This window comes from Paenibacillus thailandensis (assembly GCF_042685365.1).
GTDB lineage: Bacteria > Bacillota > Bacilli > Paenibacillales > Paenibacillaceae > Paenibacillus_AP > Paenibacillus_AP thailandensis.
The window spans coordinates 178,350-200,175 of the sequence record NZ_JBHUMY010000013.1 but is presented as its reverse complement, the minus strand read 5'-3'; the positions used below and the strand labels follow the sequence as shown (position 1 = coordinate 200,175).

Sequence of the window (21,826 nt, the reverse complement as noted above, 5' to 3'; positions counted from 1 at the left end):
AGGGTACGCTCTTTTTTGTCGTTTTTGCCACTTTGCTTCCAATGTCTGCAATACCTACTCTTCCTTCGCGAACGCCCGGAGCAGCTCCATCTTGAGCTCGTAAACGGCGACGCTTTGGTTCACCGGATAGACGTCCGGGTTCAGCTTGCGCAGCAGCTCCGGCCAAAAGAGCTTCAGACGCTCCTGATGGTACCGGCGGATTTCATCCAGCTTCGGCATCGTGTACACCAGCTTCCCCTTCTCGAAAACGGGCTGCAGCAGCCGCTCCGCCGTGTAGTTCGAGACATGCTTGTACAAATACGGATGCAGCGGGTCGAACAGCTTGATCCGCTTCCCTTCCGTCACGTCCTCTTCTCCGTAAAGGGAGATGTAATCGGCCATGGCGAGCCCCGTCGTCCGGTTAATAATGCGGTAGACGTCTTTTTTGCCGGGGGTCGTCACTTTCTCCGGATTGCCGGAGATTTTAATGACGGGAACGAGCCTCCCGTCCTTTTCCCTCGCTACCAGCTTGTAGACGCCGCCCAAGGCGGGCTGGTCGTCCGCCGTGATGAGATGGGTGCCGACGCCCCATGTGTTCACCTTGGCCCCTTGCGCCTTCAGGTTAAAAATTATATGCTCGTCCAGGTCGTTCGACGCGACGATGCCGACATAAGGCATTCCGGCTTGGTCGAGCTGCTTGCGGGCTTCCTTGGACAGGTAAGCGATGTCCCCGCTGTCGATGCGGATCGACAGCAACCGCTTGCCCTTCGATTCGAGCATCCGGCCGATCTTGATCGCGTTCGGCACGCCGCTTAGCAGCGTGTCGTACGTATCGACCAGCAGCGTCACCTGATCGGGCAGCGCCTCGGCATATCGCCGGAACGCCTCCTCTTCCGTGTCATGCCCCTGCACCCAGGAATGGGCGTGCGTCCCCTTGGTCGGGATGCCGAATTTGCGTCCCGCCAGCATGTTGCTTGTCGCATGGAAGCCTGCGATATACGAGGCGCGGGCTCCCCATACCGCGGCGTCCGCCTCCTGCGCGCGGCGCGAGCCGAACTCGAGCAGCGTGTCGCCTTGCGCCACCTGGACGATTCGCGACGCTTTCGTCGCGATAAGCGTCTGATAGTTCATGAAATTCAGCAGCGCTGTCTCGACAAGCTGCGTTTCCATAACGGTGCCTTCGACGCGCAGAAGCGGCTCGTTCGGAAACACGATTTCCCCTTCCCTCATCGCGTGCAAGGTTCCCCCGAACCGGAAGCCGCGGAGCATGTCGAGAAACGCAGGATCGTAATTCTCCTCTTGCCGCGCCAGATAGGCGATATCCTCCTCGGAGAAGGCCAGCTTCTGCAAATAGTCGACGATTCGCTCCAAGCCCGCGAACACCGCATAACCGTTGCCAAACGGCAGCTTGCGGAAATACGCCTCGAACACGGCGCGGTCGTTCGCCGTTCCGTGTTTCCAATGCGCGTACATCATGTTGATTTCGTATTTATCGGTATGTAGTGCAAAATCCGATCCGTTCAATGACATCCACCTCTTAATTCCAAGCCAAATATGTTGCTCCATGGCCGTTGCCTTTTTCATTTACGATACCCTATTGTCGGGTGAAAAAGCCACCTTTTCCTGCAAAAAAGAAATCGCGGCCTTCCGCGAACCCAAGCCGAAACCGCTTCGCCGCAGGCCTTCCAAGGACGAAAAAACCCAGCCTTATGCGGCTGGGTCGATTGCCAGGCAAACGGACTTCGTACTCCTGTCCTGCCGGGAACCGCCGTCCTCGCCGGACGATGCCGGTTAAGCTCGGCCTTCCCTGTCCCATACGTCCTTGTACTCTTCCTCGTGGCGCCTGAATTCCGCCAGCGCATACGAGCAGGAAGGAATCAGCTTCTTCCCTTTCGCTCTCGCCTCGTCGACGACAAGGTTCAGAAGCTGCTTCGCAAACTGCTTTCCGCGATAACGGGGATCGACGTACGTATGATCGATCATCCACGTATCTTCGTCCACCGTCTGAAACGTGATTTCCCCGACTTTGCCGCTCTGCCTGCCGACCAGCTCATAGCCGTCGCCGGTCCGGCGCGCTTCAATTTCTTCCGGTTCCGGATTCCGCTCCTGCGATTCGTTCATCGCCGGCCACCTCCTGCGTTGGAATGCTTCCCGCCCTCGCTTACGATTTCTGCGCGGTCCCGCCCAATTCCTTTCGGATCGTTCCTTTGGCGAGAACCGGCGCCGCATACACCGCTTGCGGTATAATATGCCGCTTCGCCCGTCCGATCATACTTGATAAGGGGAACGACAGGGCGAAGCTCCCGTTTCGGTGGCCGCTCCGCTTCCGGACTTGCTGATTAAGGCCGTTATTTGCTGTGCATTTTAAACTCGAGGAACAGCTCGTTATAGTGGGCGAGCATCTTTTTGCCCAAGTTGTCGTACACTTCCAGCTTCTCCGTCAGCTCCGGGCTCGGATAGAACCGCTCGTCGCCGGAGATGTCTTCCGGCAGCAGCTTAAGCGCCTCCGCGTTGGGCGTCGAATAACCGACGTACTCGGCGTTGCGCGCCGCATGCTCGGGGTCCAGCATAAAGTTGATGAACTGATGGGCGCCTTCGATGTTGCGCGCCGTCTTCGGAATGACCATGTTATCGAACCATAGGTTCGAGCCTTCCTTCGGCACGACATAGTCCAGCTTCTCGTTTTCGCTCATAATTTCGGACGCGTCGCCGGACCAGACGAGCCCGACGGCCGCCTCCTCGTTCGCGAGCAGCATCTTGATCTCGTCGCCGACGATCGCCTTCACGTTCGGCGTCAGCTTGCCGAGCTTCGCAAGCGCCTCCTGCAAATGCGCCTCGTCGGTATCGTTCAGCGAGTAGTTCAAGCTGTTCAGCCCCATGCCGATCACCTCGCGCGCGCCGTCCAGCAGCAAGATCTGATTGCGCAGGCTCGGGTCCCACAGGTCGTTCCAGCTGTCGAACGCCAAATCGCCTACCAGCTCGGGATTGTAGACGATGCCGACCGTTCCCCAGAAATAAGGCACCGAATATTCGTTGCCGGGGTCAAACGACAGGTTCATAAACCGCTCGTCGATATATTTCAGGTTCGGAAGCTTGTTGTGGTCGATCGGCAGGAGCAGGTTGTCTTCTTTCATTTTGCTGATGGCGTATTCCGAAGGAACCGCGACGTCGAACGTCGTGCCTCCTTGTGCGATCTTCGTCATCATCGCTTCGTTCGAATCGAACGTCTGGTAGATCACTTTAATGCCCGTCTCCTCCTGGAACTCGTCCAGCAGCTCCTCGTCGATATAATCGCCCCAGTTGTAAATCGTCAGCGTATTGCCGCCCGTATAGCCTTCGCTCGCATTGAGGTAGCTCGTCAAATACATGAGCAGCAAAGCGGCGGCCAGCACGGCGGCGAACGTCTGAACAATCTGCCTCATGGCCGCAGCCCCCTTCCGGCCCCGCGCGCGTTGCGCTGGTTAATGAAGTAGTAGCCGATAACAAGCACGATCGTGAGCAGGAACAGCAAGGCGGACAACGCGTTGATCGACAGCGAGACGCCTTGGCGGGCCCGCGAGTAAATCTCGACCGACAGCGTCGAGAAGCCGTTGCCCGTCACGAAGAACGTGACCGCGAAGTCGTCCAGCGAATACGTTAACGCCATAAAAAATCCGGCAAAGATGCCCGGGCGGATAAAAGGCAGAACGACGCGCGTCAGCACCTGCCAGCCGCTTGCCCCAAGATCCCGCGCCGCGTCGATCAGCGTCGAGCTCATCTCCTGCAGCTTCGGCAGCACCATGATGACGACAATCGGCACGCTGAAGGCGATATGCGACAGCAGCACCGACGTAAAGCCAAGCTTAATGCCGATAATCGTAAACAGGATTAAGAAAGACGCGCCGATAATGACGTCCGGGCTGACGATCAGCACGTTGTTGAGCGACAGCAGCGCGTTCTGCGATTGCCACCGCCGCAGCTGGTAGATCGCGATCGCCCCCGCTACGCCAAGCACCGTTGAAATTAAGGCGGACAACAACGCGATAACGAACGTGTTCAGCACGATAATAAGCAAGCGCGTGTCGGCGAACACTTCGCGGTACCACTCCAGCGTAAAGCCTTCGAAATTCCGCATGTGCCCGCCGCTGTTGAACGAATAGTAAATCAGATACAGAATCGGCGCGTACAACACGGCAAACACGACGAACAGGTACAGGTTAGGCAGCTTTCCGTTTGCTTGCATCGTGCGCCCCCCTCCTTTTCGTTCCCGTTACGAGCATGATCGCCGCCATGACGATAATAAGGAACACGGCGATCGTTGCGCCCATTCCCCAATCCTGCGTGACCAGAAAATGCTGCTCGATCGCGGTGCCGAGCGTAATGACCCGGTTGCCCGCAATCAGGCGCGTAAGCATAAAGAGCGACAGCGCCGGGATAAAAACCGCCTGACAGCCCGATTTCACGCCGCTTAGCGTCAGCGGAAAAATAACGCGGCGGAACGTCGTCCACGCCGAAGCCCCGAGATCGCGCGCCGCGTAGACGAGCGACGGGTTAAGCTCCTCTAGCGCGTTGAAAATCGGCAGCACCATAAACGGGATAAAAATATAAACCGATACGAACACAAAGCTGAAGTCGGTAAACAAAATTTGCTGCCTTCCGATGCCAAGCGTCTCGAGCAGGGCGTTGGCGAAGCCGTACGTGCCGAACAATCCGATGAAGGCGTACGCCTTCAGCAGCAGGTTCACCCAGCTGGGCAGAATAAGCAGCAGCAGCCACAACTGCTTATGCTTCGTCCGCGTCAGCCAATAAGCCGTCGGGTACGCGATCAACAGCGAGAACGCGGTAATGAGCAGCGCGTACCAGAACGAGCTAAGCGTCATGCGCATATAAACGGGCGTAAAAAATTTCGCATAATTGCCGAACGTAAAGTTGCCCTCCACGTCAAAAAACGAATAATACACGATGAGGACAATCGGGGCGATGACGAACAAAGCGATCCACAGCAAATAAGGGACGAGATAAACGTTGCGTCTGCTGATCTTGTTATTCATCGCCGACCTCTTCGTACTCTTCCAGCCGCTTGTCGAACTCTTCCTCCGTCTCTCCGAAGCGCATGACATGAATCGCTTCCGGATCGAAGGCGAGGCCGATCCGCTCGCCGACGACGGCTTTGCGGGTCGAATGGACAAGCCATTCGTTGCCGGCGTCGTCGTAGCCGGAAATTTCGTAATGAACGCCCCGGAACAGCTGCGTATCGACGCGCACCTGCAGCTTGCCGAGCTCCGGCGCCGTTATTTCCAGATCCTCCGGACGGATCACGACTTCAACCGGCTCGTCGGGCAGCAGCCCGCCGTCCACGCATTCGAACGAGCGTCCCGCGAACTCCACGAGGTAGTCTTCCTTCATCCGTCCCGGCACGATGTTCGATTCGCCGATAAAATCGGCCACAAACCGGTTGATCGGCGCGTCGTATATATCGGTCGGCGTGCCGCTTTGCTGGATGGAGCCTTCGTTCAGCACGAAGATTTCGTCCGACATCGCCAGCGCCTCCTCCTGATCGTGCGTGACGAATATAAACGTAATGCCGAGCCGCCGCTGCAGCTCCCGCAGCTCGTACTGCATCTCGGTGCGCAGCTTCAAGTCAAGCGCGGACAGCGGCTCGTCCAGCAAAATAATTTCCGGCTCGTTCACGATGGCCCGCGCGATCGCGACGCGCTGCCGCTGCCCGCCGGACATCTCGTGGATGCCCCGCGTCTCGTAGCCTTCGAGATTGACGAACCGAAGCGCTTCCGTCACCTTTTGTTTGACGGCGTCGTTTTTCATCTTTTTGATCCGAAGCCCGAACGCCACGTTCTCGAACACGTTCAGATGCGGGAAAAGCGCGTAATCCTGGAACACCGTATTCACTTGCCGCTTGTTGGCCGGGATGTCGTTAATCAGCTTGCCGTTGAAATAAATGTTGCCTTCCGTCGGCTGGATAAATCCCGCGATAAGCCGCAGTATGGTCGTTTTGCCGCACCCCGATGGGCCCAGCAGCGTATAAAACTTCCCCCGCTCAATCTCGAAGCTGACTCCGTTCAATACGGTCGTATCGTCGTCGAAACGTTTCGTCACGCCTTCAAACCGGATGATCGGCTCGCTTGACTGTGCCACCTTCCACTCCTCCTCAATCCAGACTTTAGTCCTTATTTTCGAATGTCAATCTATGTCATTTCCTTATCTTTCAGCAATTGATTATACAGCAAACTGACGGGACTGCAACGGTTTTCGGCAAAAAGCGGCAAGCCGGAAGGGAACGTTTTTCCTTCGCCCCCGTTTCCTGGGACATACACCCAGGGCTTGCTTTCGCTCCATTTGCGCCCGAACGCGAGTTGACCGGGTACGGTTTACAATTCGGGCTCCCTTTTGCTACAATATCGCTGGTTAATTGTTAACCATAATTATTTTATTTTAGGTTAACATATGACGAACCAATTGGGCTGCGAACTCGACAGGCAACATCTATTTTTCGGGAAGGGGTAGATCGCGTGACGACTACGACGGCATTTGCAGACTGGCCGCTATTGGCGCGCAAAGCGCTGAACGGCGAGCGATTGACGCTTGCGGAAGGATTGGCCGTTCTGGAAGCGGACGACGACGAGCTGCTGCCGCTAATGCAAGCGGCGTTTGCGGTGCGGAAGCATTACTACGGCAGGAAAGTAAAGCTCAATATGATTATCAACGCCAAAAGCGGGTTATGCCCCGAAGATTGCGGCTACTGCTCCCAATCGATCGTGTCGGCGGCGCCGGTGAATAAGTATCCGCTGCTCGACAAGGATACTTTGCTGGCGGGCGCTCGGGAGGCGCTGGCTCGCAAAGCCGGCACCTACTGTATCGTCGCTTCCGGCAGAGGACCGACGGAGAAAGAACTCGATCAGGTGATCGAAGCGGTGAAGGAAATCCGGCGGACGATGCCGCTCAAAATATGCGCTTGCTTAGGCCTCTTGAAGGAAGGCTACGCCGAGCGGCTCGCCGCGGCCGGGGTGCACCGGTACAACCACAATTTGAACACGAGCAGAAGCAACTACCCTTCGATTACGACGACGCATACATACGACCAGCGGGTAGAGACGGTTAACAAAGCGAGAAACGGCGGCATGTCCCCTTGCTCCGGCGTCATTATCGGCATGGGGGAAACCGATGCGGAAATCGTGGAGATGGCTTGGGCGCTGCGCGAGCTGGACGCCGATTCGATCCCGGTCAACTTTCTGAACGCCATTCCGGGAACGCCGCTGGCGCATGCCGGACGGACTCCGGCGCTCAAGGCGCTGAAGACGCTCGCCTTGTTCCGGTTCGTATGCCCGGCCAAGGAAATCCGCGTCGCCGGCGGGCGCGAGGTGAACCTGCGCACCTTGCAGCCGCTTGCGCTTTATGCGGCGAACTCGCTGTTTGTCGGCGACTATTTGACGACGGCAGGCCAGGACGTGTCGGTCGATCATCAAATGATCGAGGACCTGGGGTTCGAGATCGAGCTTTGCGCGCTTTGAAACAAAAGCGCGGCTTGCGGCAAAACGCGCAGCGGGAACCTAGCGGCAAAGCGAAGGCGCGGGGCGTAGCGGCGGGCCGGGCTTGAATGCTGCGATGCAACGCGCGCGGGCCAAGGCCAGACGTTCGCAGCAGCTGAGCTGGCGAACCTGAGACACGTTATCACGCCCAAATGTAACGTTTCAAAAACGTAACGAACGTCAACGGCGTTATTTCAAGTTTTTGGGGCAGTAAACTGCGTTTTCGGGCCAATTAGCGCTTCTGTGATTCGTTAGCCTGCCGCGAAACGGCATTTTGACGGAAATAAGTGCAATACGATTCGAAAAAGCAGCGCCTCAAGCCGAAACGGTTCGCCCTTATGAAAGGACGAACCGTTTCAATGAATCATATGAACCGTTCTTTCATTTCCCCAGCTTCTCGATCATGTTCCGCGCGATCCATACGCCGGCCGCGCCCGCCTGGGCCAAGCCGCGGGTAACGCCCGCGCCGTCGCCGCCGCAGTAGAGCCCTTCGATCTCCGTCTCGAACGAATCCTTCAGCTTCGGACGAGCCGAATAAAACTTCGCTTCGACGCCGTAAAACAACGTATGCTCGGATGCGATGCCCGGCGTAACCTTCTCCAGCGCCTGAATCATCTCGATCAGGCTGATCATCGTGTTGTACGGGAGCACCAGGCCAAGGTCGCCCGGCACCGCTTCCTTCAGCGTCGGCTCCAGGAAGCCTTCGCGGATCCGGGTTTCCGTCGAGCGGCGACCCCGCAGAATGTCGCCGAATTTTTGCACGATCACGCCGCCGTTCGACAGGTCGTTCGCCCGCTGGCATATTTCCCTCGCGTATTCATTCGGCTTATCGAACGGCTCCGTAAACTTATGCGAAACGAGCAGCGCAAAGTTCGTGTTGGAGGAACCGAGCGCCGGATCCTTGTACGAATGGCCGTTGGCCGCCATGACGCCGCTGTGGTTCTCCACGACGACGTGGCCCGACGGATTGCTGCAGAACGTCCGCACCCGCGTGCCGACCGACGTGTTGTATATAAACTTCCCTTCATATAAATGCTCGTTGATTTCGCGCATGACGACGTCGCTTGTTTCGACGCGCACGCCGACGTCCACCTGATTGTTGTACATTTGGAGCTTGCGGCGCTTCAGCACCTCCGTCAGCCAGCCCGAACCGTCCCGGCCCGGCGCGACCATGACGACATCGGCTTCATGCGTTTCGCCGTTCTTGAGCACAATGCCCTGCACCTTATGACTGCCGTTATCCTGCTTGACCGTTACGAGATCTTCGACCTCGGCCCGGAACAGCATGTCGATGCGCGGCTTCAAATATTCGAAAATCGATTTCAAAATTTCCAGATTCTGCTCCGTCCCGAGATGCCGCACCTGCGCGCGCAGCAGCTTCAAGCCTGCCGCATAGCCGCGCTGCTCGATATCCCGAATCCGGTCGGTCGTAGGATCGGTAATCGTCGTCGTCGCCCCGTGCTTTAAATTCAGATCGTCCACATAGCGGATCAGCTCCAGCACCTTGGAGCCGGGCAAGTAATCGGTCATCCAGCCGCCGAATTCGGTCGTAATGTTGAATTTGCCGTCGCTGTAAGCGCCGGCGCCGCCGAAGCCCGCCGTAATCGAGCAAGCCGGAAGACAGCCCGCGTAGTCCTTCTTGCCCGCTGGAGGGGGACACAGCTTGATTTTCTCCTCCAGAATCGGACATCTGCGCTTGTAAATATCAAGCCCCTTATCGACCAAAAGCACTTTCAACTGAGGCGCTTTTAACGTTAATTCATAACTGGCGAATATCCCTGCAGGTCCTGCACCAATAATAATGACGTCGTATTTGCCCATGATTGCGTTATGACCTCCTCTACAAATTGCACCACATGCGTCAAAGCATTGCCGGGCTGCCGAAGCGGTAACCGTCCAGACTTGCCGAAAGAAAAAAATCCCGGCTTAAACGGGTATGCGAAAACGGCACCCCGTTCGTAGCCAGGAATTCACGGTTCCTTGTAGAGACCCTCAAACCCTATTATTGAGGTTATACGAACAGTAAGAATAATAACTCGAAAATACGAATGAGTCAAGGGCATTCGATATAAATATTCGCATTTTATTCACGGATATCCCCAAATCTCGAATAACCTGTGGATTAATAACCTAAAACACGAACATTAGACAAGCCGCATATGCCAGTGTATACTATATACGAACTAACTTTTTTCAAGCGGCTAGCCCGCTTCCATGCCCAGACAGGCTCTATAACGATTATTTACTCAAAAGGAGTGCATTCATATGCCACAGCTTCGCGAAATCCAAACGATTGAAGAATGGAACGCGGCGTTCGAGGGGTCCGCAAGCCATCCGCTCGTCGTGTTCAAGCACAGCACGACTTGCCCGGTCAGCGCGAACGCGTACCGCGAGGTAACCGACTATTTGAACGACAAGCCCCGTTCGGACGCCGAATACGTGCTGGTCAAAGTAATCGAGTCCCGTCCGGTGTCGAACCAGATCGCGGAAGATACCGGCGTGAAGCATGAATCGCCGCAAATTATGCTCATCCAGGACAAAGCGAAAGTATGGAGCGCGACCCATTGGTCCGTAACGAAAGCTCATATGACCGCCGTTCTGGACTAAGCCGCCTTCGCGGCATCGCCCATCGAAGAGCCTTAGCGAAGCCAAGTAGTCTTGGGAAACCAAGCAAACTTGGATACGCCAAGGTTCTTTTTTTTGCGCTGAACGCTCCCTTGTTATTCTCGTGAAGAGACCTCCCGTCTATCCGCCTTATGAAAACAGTGCGTGCTTGGACATGTTCCGTTTACAAGGATGTGCACACCGTATTGAAAAATCCAGCCGTGTACTCGTCCCGCCAGGCGCTTTACGAGCAGGAGAACCTGCTGATCATGGCCCCTCCCAAACATCCGCAAATACGCAATTTGGTCAATCAGGCGTTAACCCCGAAAGCGATCCCGGCTCTAGAGACAAGCATCAAGGACATAGCAGGCGAGTTGCTGGATGCGGCGATCGACGGGGAGAAGCTGAACGACGCAACGTGCTTGGTTTCTGCATTCTATTGCTGGGCGATGGCAACGAAATGACAACCAATCTGATTACGAATGCCGCAAGGTTGTTTACCGAACGGCTGGACTTGCAGCTGACATTGCGGGAGCAGCCTGAACTGGCGCTGCCCGAAGTGGATTTTTTTAATAAAAAGAAGGAATTGCAAATTTAATACATAATATGTATTTCCATATTTGAAAATTTAGGAGGTTAGATAATGAAGAATAAAAAACTCTTAGTCACTGCATCAGCTGTGTTGGCAAGTATTTCATTGTTAGTAAGCAGCACTCCAGCTTCTGCGACTGTAACATCGTTCGGAAAATGGTCTAATAGAACTCAAACAATGTATATTGCTACTTCCAGTGCTAATTCGACCGCATGGAGTAGTGGCGCTGCAAAATGGAAAAGTAATACTAATTTTAATGTATCGACTAAATTAGGAACCAGTTCAATTTACTATGCTTATGATGTGAATGATTCTTCTGTGACTTGGGATGGAATTTGTACTTATACTACTCGTAGTGGCATTATTACAAAAGCTACATTGCAGCTTAATACTTACTATACAAATCAAAGTAAGTATACAAGCAGTATTAAGGCGGGGGTAACAGGCCATGAAGTGGGTCATTCATTAGGGTTAAACCATACTTCAGCAGTGGAAACCAGCTCTATTATGTATCCAAACACTTTTAACAGTGACGGTACTCCTGCAAGGTCGGTCAACCCTTCCTCTTCTGATATTTCTGTTGTTAATAATCTGTATCCGGTTTTACCTACAGCAACTGCAACAGGTGTTGGTTCAAAAGGAGATGGCGTTTATCTCCACGCCTCTTGGTCAGTAGGTTATAAAAACAAAGAAGAATTAACAAAAGCAGCTGACTTAGTAGTTAAAGGAACCGTCTCTAAAGAAAAGGGAAGTAAGTTTGGTAAAAAAGGAGATTATAGCACCTATTCGACCGAGGTCAATGTGGAAATTTCAGAGGTACTGAAAGGTGATCCAGCCCAAGAAGGTCAAAATATAACTGTTTCTCAAATGGGAGGTACGGATGGAGAAGTTACAGTATACTCTGATTCTTCAACTCATTTAAGGAAAAACCAAGAAATTATGTTATTTTTAAGAGAAGTCAATGGCGATACCTATATTCCTATAAATGAGGATGACAGCATATTTGTAAATGAAGGAGGCAGCTTTAAAAATATTGCCTCAAAAAAAGAGTTGGAATAAATAAAACGTTTTTGAAGATGAATGAGGGACATCTCCTTTCATTTTGTAAATAATAAAGAAACCTTTCCTTAGTAGTGTGGAGGTAACACCCAACTATCTACAAAAGGAGAGGTTTCTTTGTTTATTTAATATAACATTGGACCTGTTTCTGCCAATGCTAGGAGGTTATTTAGGAGGTGGCCGTCCTAGCTTTCACCCTAAACTCATGACGAAGATCGTCATTTACGTCTCTCCCCAGCGGATCTATCCGTCGCGCCAGATCGCCGAAGCCGTGCGCGAGAACACTCCCCTTCATGTGGCTTGCCGCTCGGCAGCGGCCAGACGAAAGAGGATATGTAGCTCTTTACCAAAAGTAAGCATTGAAGACGGGTGGCTTTCGCTCGTCCATAATCTGCTAAAGCGAGCGACATTGAGCCAAAAAGCGAAATGCGGTCGGTCAGGAGCGAGTCTCTGACCGATCGTTTCTCAGTTTGGAACGCCGTATTTTTGCTATCCCTCAAACAACGTTTCTTACCTTTTGAGACGGCCCCGTTTCTCGCCTAATAAGAATAAAACTGCAACATTTGGAAATCAAAAAAACGTTAACATAATAAGCCCGATCACATACAGATAATGAGGTGATAGTTAATGAAAAAGTTAATGATAATCTTGTTAATGGTTGTTATCAGTGCATGTTCTGGAGGAAACAACTCAGCATATATAGAAGATCAATCATCTGTCACGGAGCAAACCCAAACTCAGTCATCTTTTCCGTATCCCCTGGTTGTATGGAATAATCAGAAATATAAAATGACAACTGAAGTAATCGATGCTGCAGACAAGGAAATAGGTAAAATTGTAAGCCATTCAACAGATGAGCCTACGGAGACTCCAGATAACTATTCAAATTACTACAAAAGTGGAACTAAGCTTTGGTCAATTAAGCAAGTAGATATAAAAGAAGCAATTGCTGTTGAAACGGAACCGGGTAAATACGTTAAGGCTGTATCTGAAAAACAGTAAGTAACCGATAGAAGGAAGCAAGTATTCCTGCTCCTTTTGACGGGGGACTTGAGAAGCTAATGCCTGCATCCACTTTTACAAAAACGAGCGTTTACAGGCAAGATTAAACGGCCTCAGTCCCAGGAACTCAGGGTTAAGGCCGCCTAATATCTTTACTTATTTGTTCAGTTTACTTGACGGGGTGCAGTTCATGCCGAACAGCCTTTTTTCTTGCCGGGAACTTCTACAGCTCCCCCCAATAAATTTCCGTCTCGTAGTCGAAGAAGACGACGCCGTCCCGCGACGTGCCGTCGAACAGCTCGCGCAGCGCGGCAAGCATCGGCTCGTGACGCGGATGACCCGGGCCGGGGGCATACGAAGAGGACAACAACCGCCCTTTCAAGCCGTCGTAGTCAAGCGTTTGCCGGTAGGCGAACCGCGCTTCGCGCATCGCCCCTTCCCGGAAGAACATGGCGAGGTCCGGAGCGGATATGTTCCGATGGTTCACCTGCACATAATCGGTGCCGTACGTTTGAATCAGTTGTTCATACCCTTCAAGGAAAGGGCTTCCCGCTGTCAGGCGCGAATTCCAGATGAGCGCGACCCTTCCGCCGTCCTTCAAGACGCGGAGAAACTCTTCTTTCGCCGCGGCCCGGTCGAACCAATGGAACGCCTGGGCGCAAACGATATAATCGACCGAGCCCGCCGCAAGCCCTGTCGCTTCCGCCGAGCCGGCAACGGCCCGAAACCCCGGATAGCCGTCAAGGGCATCGACCGCAGCCTGCCGCATCGCCTCGTTCGGCTCGACGGCGATCACCTCGCTTCCCCGCTCGAGGAGCAAGCGCGAAAATTTGCCCGTACCCGCTCCGACGTCCGCCACTTTGGCCGCTCCGCGCAAGCCGGCCGTATCGTATAAATAATCAAGCGCTTCCTCCGGGTAATCCGGACGATATTTGACGTAAGCGTCCACCCGGTCCGTAAACCGTACCTTGCTGTCCACGATCCAATCAGCTCCTGTTAAACAAATGGAATGTCGCTGTTCCCTATTCGCTTGCCTGCCGCCATATTCCTGCCTGCCTCGCAACATGATAGGTACGCTTGCTCCTGTTGAACGGCAACTCCCGTCAGAACCGGAGACAGCGTTCCGCCCGCCGCAAACATCAAGAAAGCCTGTTCGAATCGTTATCGATCCGAACAGGCCTTTATGTTCTTGCCGCTATATACGGCATATCCCGCATCTTATTACACGGGTACAGCTATCCCGGGCAGTCCCGCCTTCCCCCGGGAGCAGGAAGAGCAATTAAGGCTCCAGGTCGCACTCCTCCGGCTTGAGCATCTTTGTTTTGTTTTTCCACTTATGCCCGAGCCAAATGACCAGAAACAGCGGAAGCCCGAAGTAGGAAGCGATAATATAACCCCAATCGACTTCTCCGCCGCCGATACCGCCTACGAACTGGCCGAGAATAACGACGCCGCACATCGCCATGGCAATCAGCGGGCCCGCCGGGAACCATTTCGACCGGTAAGGCAATTCATCCAGAGACCGCCCTTGCGCGGCCCATGCCCGGCGGAACCGGTAGTGGCTGACCGCAATGCCGAACCAGACGATAAAGCCGGTCATGCCGGAGGCGTTCAGCAGCCACGTATAAATAACGCCGTCGCCGAACAAGGAGGCCAAGAACGCAAGCAAGCCGAACGCGCTCGTCACGAGCAGCGCCGCAATCGGCACGCCCCGGCGGTCGAGCTTCGCCAGCCAGCGCGGCGCTTTCCCTTCCTTGGCGAGCGTCCACAGCATGCGCGTGGAGGCGTACAGACCGGAGTTGCCCGCCGACAGCACCGACGTCAAGATGACCGCGTTCATGACCGACGCCGCCACGCTCAGACCCGCTTTCTCGAACACGATGGTGAACGGGCTGGTGCGAACGCCGTCGCCCGCCAGTTCTTCCGCCGTATAGGGGATGAGCAGGCCGATGACGAGTATCGATACGATATAGAACAACAATATACGCCAAAAAATCGTGCGAATCGCGCGCGGAACGTTATGCTTCGGGTTCTCGCTTTCGCCTGCGGCCACGCCGACGAGCTCCGTTCCCTGGAACGAGAAGCCCGCCGCCATAAATACGCCGAGAACGGCAAGAAATCCGCCCGGAAACGGCGTTTCCGTCAAGTTTTGGATGCCGGCCGCCTCGCCCCGCCAAATGCCGACGATCATCAGAATGCCGAGTACGATAAAGACGAGAATGACCACCACTTTAATGAGCGCAAACCAAAACTCGCTTTCGCCGTATCCCCGCACGGAAAGCAGGTTCAAGCCCACGAGCAGGAGCAAAAACAAGGCCGACCAAAGAATGGACGGGCTGTCCGGGAACCAAAATTTCAAAATAAGCGTCGCGGCCGACAGCTCCGCCGCAAGCGTTATCGCCCAGTTATACCAATAGTTCCATCCCAGGGCAAAACCTAAGGACGGATCGACGAACCGCGCCGCGTACGTGCTGAAGCTGCCCGATACCGGCATATAGGTCGCCATCTCGCCCAAGCTGGTCATAAGAAAATAAACCATTAAACCGATTAAGGCGTAAGCAAGCAGCGCTCCGCCAAGCCCCGCCGAATGGATGGCCCCGCCGCTCGCCAGAAACAAGCCGGTACCGATGGAGCCCCCCAGCGATATCATCGTCATATGGCGGGCTTTCAGCCCTCTGCGCAGCTCGCCGTTTCCTTCTTTCTTCGTCTGCAATTCTTGATGCCGATTATCCAATAACTCCGCGCTCCTCTAAACAACTTCTTTATAGTCATGTAAAATGCAAACCATCACTCCATTATACTTTCACAAATTAATATCGTACATAACCTGCCTTTATCCGTAAAGCTTAAATTTTTCCACCATCATCTATGTTACAATGAAAACAGTTAAATTTGCATCGTACATTTACTGTAAGGAAGTGTCTGCCGTGGCTTACTCGTGGAAACGGAACTTGTTTGTATTGTGGATCGGCGTTTTTTTCTGCAGCACCGCCTATTCGACCTCGATTCCTTTTATCCCCATTTTTCTTAGCGCCGATTTGGGCGTAACCGACCATCTGTCGCTTTGGTCCGGCATCGCGTTTGGCATTACGTTTCTTGCAAGCGCACTCATTGCGCCGTATTGGGGGTCGCTCGCCGACAAATACGGGCGCAAGCCGATGCTGATCCGGTCCGGCTTTAGCCTTGCCTTTCTTTATCTGTTGACCTATTTTATTTACGATCCGTATCTGTTTATCGCGCTGCGCGTTTTCCAGGGGTTGCTTGCGGGATACGTTCCGGCGGCGATCGCCATGGTTGCCACGAATACGCCGGAAGACAAATCCGGCTACGCGCTTGGCATTATGTCGACCTCCGGCGCGACGGGCGGCATCTTCGGTCCGCTGCTCGGCGGCGTCGTCAGCCATTATATGGGCAACCGCGAATCGTTTCTCGTCTCGGCCGGCGTCGTGCTGATCGCCGCGCTTATCGCCACATTGTTCGCCAAGGAACACAAATTCAACCGTAACGCCGTTCGTTCGTCCGTCAAGGACGACGTCAAGCTGGCGCTGTCCAACAAGCCGTTTGCGGCGCTGCTTCTGCTGACCGGCATGACGACGTTCTCGGTCATGATCATCGAGCCTGTGCTCACGGTATACGTGATGGAGCTTGGCGCTACGCCAGGCAACGCTTCGCTGCTGTCCGGCATCGTTTTTTCCGCGGTCGGCATCGCAACGTTGGTCGCCGCCCCGCAATGGGGCAAATTCGGCCAGCGTATCGGCTTCCAGACCGTACTGCTCGCCGGGCTGCTCGGCGGGGCCGTCGGCAACGGACTGCAATTTTTCGTCGGCCATTACGGGGAGTTCGGCGTTCTCCGCTTCGTTTACGGCTTGTTCTTCGCCGCCGTCTATCCGGCGATTAACGCCTCCATCGTCAAGGTGACGGACAGCTCGTTCCGCGGCAGAGCGTTCAGCCTGAACCAATCGGCGAACCAGCTGGCCACCATGGTCGGCCCGATCGTCGGAGGCGCGTTGGGCGGCTGGCTGCCGATCCGATGGATCTTCGTACTCAACGGAATTATGCTCGCCGGAGCGGCGCTGTTCCTGTACCGGATCCGCAGAAGCCGTCAAAGCGGCAAAGATACGGGAGCGCCGGCGACGATGTAATGGACGAGACAACCCCGGCCGGAGCGGCAAATGCCGCGTCTTGGCCGGGGTTGTCTTACACGGACGGCGCCCTCTTGCGCCGGTCCGGCTATGGATTGTTCGTGTGCTGCTTCGTCTGCAGCTTCTGCGACGGTTTGCCTTTGCCGTAACGGTCCCTGTTTTTCTGCTGTTTCGCTTGCGTGTCGTGCAGCTTGTTCACGAATTGTTCCGTCGAATCCATGCGGGCAATCCCTCCTTCTCCCGTAGCGTCTCCCCCGCTCCGGCAAGCTATGCACGGATGGACTCCGCTTCCGCTTACAGCACCTTCGACAGAAATTCGCGCGTTCTCGCCTTGCCCGGACGGTCGAACACGGCGTCCGGCGGCCCTTCCTCGACGATAACGCCGCCTTCCATAAACAAGACCCGATGGCCGACCTCCCGCGCGAAACCCATCTCGTGAGTGACGACGACCATCGTCATGCCGCGTGCCGCGAGCTGCTTCATGACCGCCAGCACTTCTCCGACCATCTCCGGATCAAGCGCCGACGTCGGCTCGTCGAACAGCATAATGCGCGGCTCCATCGCCAGCGCGCGGGCGATGGCGATCCGCTGGGCTTGACCTCCGGACAAGGATGCGGGATACGCGTCCGCCTTCTCGGACAACCCGACAAGCTCCAGCAACTCCTCGGCTTTCGCCCTTGCGTCCGGCTTCGTCCGTTTCCGCACTTGAAGCGGAGCCAGCATAATATTGTCGATCACGCTTAAATGCGGGAACAGATTAAACTGCTGAAACACCATGCCGATGTCCTCTCTCATTCGCCGAATGTCCGCATTCGGGGAAAGCAGCGACCGGCCTTCGACGACGATGTCGCCGCTTTGCGGCCGCTCCAGCAGATTGAGGCAGCGCAGCAGCGTCGACTTGCCCGATCCGGAAGGTCCGATCACGACGACAACCTCTCCTTCCGCGACTTCCAGGCTGACGCCGTCAAGCACCCGGTTCGAGCCGAAGCTCATTCCGAGATCTTTTACGACAATGGCAGGCCGCTTCGGTTCTCTTTCCGCTTGCGCGCCCATCCGGCCACCTCCTGTCTGTTCTCCAGCTTGGCGAGCAGCTTGCTCATCGAATAAGTCAATATCAAATAAATGAACGCCGCCGTCAAGTAAGGCTCCCAGACGCGCAGGTATTGGTTTTTCATCGCATTCGTCCAATACATGAGCTCGGGCGCGGCAATAACGGTGGCAAGCGACGAGTCTTTGATCAAGACGATAAACTCGTTGCCGAAAGCCGGAATCATTCGCTTGACCGCCTGCGGCAAAATGACGAAGCGCATCGCCTGGCCGCGCGAAAGCCCAAGCGAATAGGCCGCTTCGACTTGCCCCTTGTCGATCGACTGGATGCCCGCGCGGAAAATTTCGGCCGAATAAGCCGCCGAATTGAGCGACAGCGCCGCAATGGCCGCAATGACCGCGTCGGTCGTGCCCAGCACTAACGGAATGAGGCCGAAGTGAACGAGCAAAATTTGAACGAGCAGCGGCGTGCCGCGGAAAAAGTGGATATACGCCTTCGTCGGGAGACGCAGCGCGGCCAGCTTCGACATCCGGCCAAAGCCGATGAAGAGGCCGATGAGGACGCCAAGCGCGATGGAAACGACGGAAACGACAACGGTAAGCAGCACGCCCCTCAGCAGCAGCGGCAAATATTCGGCGATGATGTCCAAACGAAACTCTTGCATTCGAAAGTCCTCCCGTCCTGAAACAAGTCCCCCAATGCGAAGCGCTTGCACATTCCCAAACGACTAAAAGCATGCGCCTAAAGCGGGCGCATGCTCCCGGCCTAGTTCATTTGGTCGAGCAGCGCCTTCGTATCGGGCTCCTCGCCGAACCATTTTTTATACACCTCGGCATATTTGCCGTTTTCGATTACCGTCTTGATCGCCGGGTCGAGCTTCGCTTTCAGCTCGCCGCCTTTCGGGAACATGACGCCGTAATATTCCACGCCGAAATTTTCTTTATCGAGCACGCCTTCGAGCTTGGCGTCCGGATTGTTTTTCAAATACTCCCGAATGATCGCGATATCGGCGACGACCGCCTCCGCGCCTCCGTTCTCCAGCTCCATTAAAGCGAGCGTGTTGTTGTCGAATTTCTTCAGGTCGGTGTTGCCTTCGCCCATAATGTCCGTCATCAGCTCGTCGGCGGTCGTGCCGCCCTGCACGGCAACCTTCTTGCCCTTCAAATCGAGGGCGCTTGCGATGCCGCTGCCTTCCTTACTGACGATCATGTTCGTGGATTCGTAATAAGGGAAGGAGAAGTCATAGGTTTGCTTGCGTTCGTCCGTAATCGAGATGGCGGATATCGCCCCGGCGAACTCCGAACTCGCGGATTCGAGACTTGTCATGAGCGGGTCCCAGCCCGTGTTGACGACTTCGTAGGAAAGTCCGGCTTCCTTCATCACCTCGGCCAGGAAATCGATGTCGAAGCCGACGATTTTATCCTTGTCCATCATTTCCATGGGGGCGTAAGAAGCATCCGTCGCGATTTTGTACACTTTCGCTTGCTCCCCGTCCGCGAAGCCGCCTCCGGCCGATTCGTTGGTCTTCGCACCGCAGCCGGCAACGATTGCCATAATCAAGGTTAGAAAAACTAACATTATCCCTTTCTTCATACCGTTCCCCCCTGCAAAATAGTAATCTTATCCACGATTTTAACAGGATTACAGGTAGGTTACAATCGTCACTTTATTAAATATGTTATATTATCTTACATTCAAATCATAAATTTCTAATATTCCTTCCAGTTTATGAAGAAAAGCGCATGCCCGTGATAGCATGCGCTTAGAAACGTCCGGAGCGGAAGATGGAATAAAGCAAAAAGACGAACATGACCGCCGCGATGACCATCCCGATCTCGATCGCCGGCAGCTGCCAAAGCACCGTCTGGCGCCGGCCGACGGAAGAGCCGACGATCAGTCCGACCATAATGAGGCTGAAGGAGAGCAGAACGATGCTGAAGGAAAGCCGGTTGCCGATCCGGTCCAGACGCTTGATGAAACGCTCCTGATCCTCCAGCGAAAATTCAAAGCCGATTTTCCCCTTCCGGATAATGGACAACACATCTTTAAACCGGGGCGGGATTTCGGCAAGCACATCGGCGTATTCCGGTATTTTCTCCGCCCATTGCATCGCCAAGCGGAACGGGTCGAGCCTCTCGAGCATCAGCTTCCTGCCGAACGGCTCCGCCGCGTCAAAGACGCTGAAGGACGGGTCAAGCGCTTCGACGACCCCCTCCATGGTCAGCAGCGTCTTGCCGAGCAGCGTCAGATCGGAGGGCAAGCTGATGTTATGGCGGAACGATACCCGGAAGAGGTCGCCGACCGCCTCGCTGACGCTGATGTCGCGAAGCGGGACATCGACGTACTTCTCCCGCAAATCTTCGACGTCCATCCGAAGCGACGCCATGTCGGCGTCTTCCGGGATAAGCCCCAGCTTGCCGATCGCGCGAAGCACGCCGTCCGTGCTTTGCTTCCGCAGCGCGATCACGAACGACGCGAAGCCGTCCTTCATTTCCGGAGACAGCCGTCCGACCATGCCGAAATCAAGCAGCGCCAGCTTGCCGTCCGGCATGACAAGCACGTTGCCCGGATGCGGATCGCCGTGGAAATAACCGTCGAACAATATTTGATGCAGCAGAACCGATACGAACCGGCCGGCCAGCTCTTTCCTATCCGTCCCTTCGCTCCTGAGCCGCTCCTGGTCGGACAGCTTGATTCCTTCGACGTATTCCATCGTCAGCACCCGTCTCGTGGAATAATCCGAATAGACGGCGGGAATATGTACCGGATAGCTCCAGTTCCGGGAGCTGCGGGCGAATCGCTCGGTATTCCGGGCCTCCACCCGGTAATCCAGCTCCGTCCGGAGCGCGCGGGCAAGCTCGTCCATCATGCCGGCCACCTTATACTTCTTCGCCCAGTCCAGCTTCGCTTCGGCATGTCTCGCCAGTTCGGAAAGAATGTCCAAGTCAATGTCGATCATCCGCTCGATGCCCGGGCGCTGCACCTTCACGGCGACGACGGTGCCGTCTTTCAACACGGCGCGGTACACTTGGCCGATCGAGGCGGCAGCCACGGGCTCTTCGCCGAAATCGAGAAACAGCTCGTGCACCGGCGCGCCCAGCTCGCTTTCGATAATCGCCATGGCCGATTCGAAGCCGAACGGGGCGACATGGTCCTGCAGCTGCTCCAGCTCCTCGAGCAGATGCTCCGGCACAAGATCGGGCCTTGTGCTGGCGATTTGGCCCAGCTTCACGAAGGTTGGGCCAAGCTCCTCGAGAAAACGGCGCAGCCGGGGACCCATCGTCCCTCTCTCGTGCCCGTTCCCGGCTTCATGCCGCAGCAAAGGAAAAGCTTCGATTAGTCCCAAATCCTTCGCGACGTAACCGAAGCCGTTCTTGACAAAGGCCTTCGTAATTTCTTTATACCGCCCCAGATGGCGGAGCTTCTTGCCGATGCCGCTCACCGCCCTCACCTCCTAAGCGCCCGCAGGCGGCACATATTAGCCGTCCTGCTTGCCTTGTCCGGCCAAAGCGTCCAGCTTGCGCTCGAGCCGCTCGATGTCGTCCTTCGTCGCAAGCTTAAGCTCCGCAACGACGGAACGGACGCTGTCGCGAACCGAATCCTTCATCCGCTGCCGGGCGTCCTCCGCTTTTTTCATCAACTCGTTAACAAATCCTGCCGAGTCCGCGCGGCTCATTTCGCCTCTTTTCACCAGTTCGTCCACCAGCTTCTCCGCCTGCTCCTTGGTAATTTCCGCAAGCCCGAAGCCGAGAGATACCATTTTGCCAATCAGATCTTTCATGCGCTCTACCGCCCCGTCTGGAATGTTTTTCTTTTAGAGTATATGAATCTCTAGGCGGTTTTATCCAAGCGGAAACGATCTTCTCCTTCCATCCTT

Annotated in this window: 22 protein-coding genes, 1 pseudogene and 1 riboswitch; of the genes and pseudogenes, 8 read left to right on the top strand and 15 right to left on the bottom strand. The window is 55.1% G+C overall.

What is annotated here, in order from left to right; translation table 11 throughout:
• Window positions 1–54: 54 nt before the first annotated feature.
• The 6 genes from ACFSW5_RS14590 to ACFSW5_RS14565 form a co-directional block, all read right to left on the bottom strand.
• Window positions 55–1,503 (bottom strand): nicotinate phosphoribosyltransferase, encoded by a 1,449-nt coding sequence (locus ACFSW5_RS14590; protein WP_379274360.1) that lies wholly within the window; start codon window positions 1,501–1,503, stop codon window positions 55–57.
• Window positions 1,504–1,770: 267 nt separating this feature from the next.
• Complete coding sequence (locus ACFSW5_RS14585) at window positions 1,771–2,208, bottom strand: GNAT family N-acetyltransferase (protein ID WP_379274358.1); 438 nt, start codon at window positions 2,206–2,208, stop codon at window positions 1,771–1,773.
• A gap of 119 nt (window positions 2,209–2,327) precedes the next feature.
• Window positions 2,328–3,401, bottom strand: coding sequence for an ABC transporter substrate-binding protein (locus tag ACFSW5_RS14580; protein ID WP_379274356.1), 1,074 nt, complete (start codon window positions 3,399–3,401; stop codon window positions 2,328–2,330).
• Entirely contained in the window at window positions 3,398–4,201 is an 804-nt protein-coding gene (locus ACFSW5_RS14575; protein ID WP_379274354.1) for an ABC transporter permease, read from the bottom strand. Before ACFSW5_RS14575 ends, ACFSW5_RS14580 begins: the two co-directional genes overlap by 4 nt.
• On the bottom strand, window positions 4,176–5,009 hold the full coding sequence (locus ACFSW5_RS14570) for an ABC transporter permease (RefSeq protein WP_379274351.1): 834 nt from the start codon (window positions 5,007–5,009) through the stop codon (window positions 4,176–4,178). The genes ACFSW5_RS14575 and ACFSW5_RS14570 overlap by 26 nt, the downstream gene beginning before the upstream one ends.
• Window positions 5,002–6,111, bottom strand: coding sequence for an ABC transporter ATP-binding protein (locus ACFSW5_RS14565; RefSeq protein WP_379274348.1), 1,110 nt, complete (start codon window positions 6,109–6,111; stop codon window positions 5,002–5,004). Before ACFSW5_RS14565 ends, ACFSW5_RS14570 begins: the two co-directional genes overlap by 8 nt.
• A 374-nt stretch (window positions 6,112–6,485) precedes the next feature.
• Between ACFSW5_RS14565 and bioB the strand changes: the two genes are divergently transcribed.
• On the top strand, window positions 6,486–7,484 hold the full coding sequence (gene bioB / locus ACFSW5_RS14560; RefSeq protein ID WP_379274346.1) for a biotin synthase BioB: 999 nt from the start codon (window positions 6,486–6,488) through the stop codon (window positions 7,482–7,484).
• 399 nt (window positions 7,485–7,883) lie between these two features.
• Here the strand turns inward: bioB and ACFSW5_RS14555 are convergent, their stop codons facing one another.
• Complete coding sequence (locus tag ACFSW5_RS14555; protein ID WP_379274344.1) at window positions 7,884–9,323, bottom strand: NAD(P)/FAD-dependent oxidoreductase; 1,440 nt, start codon at window positions 9,321–9,323, stop codon at window positions 7,884–7,886.
• Window positions 9,324–9,441: 118 nt separating this feature from the next.
• Window positions 9,442–9,541: riboswitch (purine riboswitch) on the bottom strand.
• Between the two features lie 226 nt (window positions 9,542–9,767).
• Here ACFSW5_RS14555 and ytxJ point away from each other — a divergent pair.
• The 6 genes and pseudogenes from ytxJ to ACFSW5_RS14525 all read left to right on the top strand — a co-directional run bounded on the left by ytxJ (window position 9,768) and on the right by ACFSW5_RS14525 (window position 12,759).
• On the top strand, window positions 9,768–10,109 hold the full coding sequence (ytxJ, locus tag ACFSW5_RS14550) for a bacillithiol system redox-active protein YtxJ (protein ID WP_379274342.1): 342 nt from the start codon (window positions 9,768–9,770) through the stop codon (window positions 10,107–10,109).
• A gap of 203 nt (window positions 10,110–10,312) precedes the next feature.
• A complete protein-coding gene (locus ACFSW5_RS14545) occupies window positions 10,313–10,570 on the top strand; it encodes a hypothetical protein (RefSeq protein WP_379274340.1) in 258 nt (85 codons plus the stop codon).
• Window positions 10,567–10,704 (top strand): hypothetical protein, encoded by a 138-nt coding sequence (locus ACFSW5_RS14540; RefSeq protein ID WP_379274338.1) that lies wholly within the window; start codon window positions 10,567–10,569, stop codon window positions 10,702–10,704. Before ACFSW5_RS14545 ends, ACFSW5_RS14540 begins: the two co-directional genes overlap by 4 nt.
• 45 nt (window positions 10,705–10,749) lie before the next feature.
• The gene (locus tag ACFSW5_RS14535) at window positions 10,750–11,757 is read left to right on the top strand and encodes a matrixin family metalloprotease (protein WP_379274335.1); all 1,008 of its coding nucleotides are present in this window, start codon (window positions 10,750–10,752) and stop codon (window positions 11,755–11,757) included.
• Window positions 11,758–11,923: 166 nt separating this feature from the next.
• Window positions 11,924–12,086 (top strand): annotated as a pseudogene (locus tag ACFSW5_RS26150) (transposase); the annotation flags it as partial.
• A 298-nt stretch (window positions 12,087–12,384) separates the two neighbouring features.
• Window positions 12,385–12,759 carry a hypothetical protein gene (locus ACFSW5_RS14525; protein ID WP_379274330.1) on the top strand — a complete coding sequence of 125 codons (375 nt, stop codon included), beginning with the start codon at window positions 12,385–12,387 and terminating at the stop codon, window positions 12,757–12,759.
• A gap of 223 nt (window positions 12,760–12,982) precedes the next feature.
• On the opposite strand, the gene ACFSW5_RS14520 is transcribed toward ACFSW5_RS14525, so the two are convergent.
• Both ACFSW5_RS14520 and ACFSW5_RS14515 read right to left on the bottom strand, forming a co-directional pair.
• Window positions 12,983–13,738 carry a class I SAM-dependent methyltransferase gene (locus tag ACFSW5_RS14520; RefSeq protein WP_379274328.1) on the bottom strand — a complete coding sequence of 252 codons (756 nt, stop codon included), beginning with the start codon at window positions 13,736–13,738 and terminating at the stop codon, window positions 12,983–12,985.
• A 300-nt stretch (window positions 13,739–14,038) separates the two neighbouring features.
• Window positions 14,039–15,415, bottom strand: a complete 1,377-nt coding sequence (locus tag ACFSW5_RS14515) for an amino acid permease (protein ID WP_379274396.1) — start codon at window positions 15,413–15,415, stop codon at window positions 14,039–14,041.
• A gap of 271 nt (window positions 15,416–15,686) precedes the next feature.
• On the opposite strand from ACFSW5_RS14515, the gene ACFSW5_RS14510 reads away from it, so the two are divergent.
• Window positions 15,687–16,901, top strand: coding sequence for an MFS transporter (locus ACFSW5_RS14510; RefSeq protein WP_379274326.1), 1,215 nt, complete (start codon window positions 15,687–15,689; stop codon window positions 16,899–16,901).
• 88 nt (window positions 16,902–16,989) lie between these two features.
• Here the strand turns inward: ACFSW5_RS14510 and ACFSW5_RS14505 are convergent, their stop codons facing one another.
• The 6 genes from ACFSW5_RS14505 to ACFSW5_RS14480 all read right to left on the bottom strand — a co-directional run bounded on the left by ACFSW5_RS14505 (window position 16,990) and on the right by ACFSW5_RS14480 (window position 21,730).
• On the bottom strand, window positions 16,990–17,121 hold the full coding sequence (locus ACFSW5_RS14505; RefSeq protein WP_379274324.1) for a DUF4023 domain-containing protein: 132 nt from the start codon (window positions 17,119–17,121) through the stop codon (window positions 16,990–16,992).
• 74 nt (window positions 17,122–17,195) lie between these two features.
• Window positions 17,196–17,954 carry an amino acid ABC transporter ATP-binding protein gene (locus ACFSW5_RS14500; RefSeq protein ID WP_379274321.1) on the bottom strand — a complete coding sequence of 253 codons (759 nt, stop codon included), beginning with the start codon at window positions 17,952–17,954 and terminating at the stop codon, window positions 17,196–17,198.
• Window positions 17,906–18,613, bottom strand: a complete 708-nt coding sequence (locus ACFSW5_RS14495; protein ID WP_379274319.1) for an amino acid ABC transporter permease — start codon at window positions 18,611–18,613, stop codon at window positions 17,906–17,908. Before ACFSW5_RS14495 ends, ACFSW5_RS14500 begins: the two co-directional genes overlap by 49 nt.
• A gap of 101 nt (window positions 18,614–18,714) precedes the next feature.
• Entirely contained in the window at window positions 18,715–19,542 is an 828-nt protein-coding gene (locus tag ACFSW5_RS14490; RefSeq protein ID WP_379274316.1) for a basic amino acid ABC transporter substrate-binding protein, read from the bottom strand.
• A 169-nt stretch (window positions 19,543–19,711) separates the two neighbouring features.
• Window positions 19,712–21,391 (bottom strand): ABC1 kinase family protein, encoded by a 1,680-nt coding sequence (locus ACFSW5_RS14485; RefSeq protein WP_379274314.1) that lies wholly within the window; start codon window positions 21,389–21,391, stop codon window positions 19,712–19,714.
• A 36-nt stretch (window positions 21,392–21,427) separates the two neighbouring features.
• A complete protein-coding gene (locus tag ACFSW5_RS14480) occupies window positions 21,428–21,730 on the bottom strand; it encodes a phasin family protein (RefSeq protein ID WP_379274311.1) in 303 nt (100 codons plus the stop codon).
• Window positions 21,731–21,826: the final 96 nt, after the last annotated feature.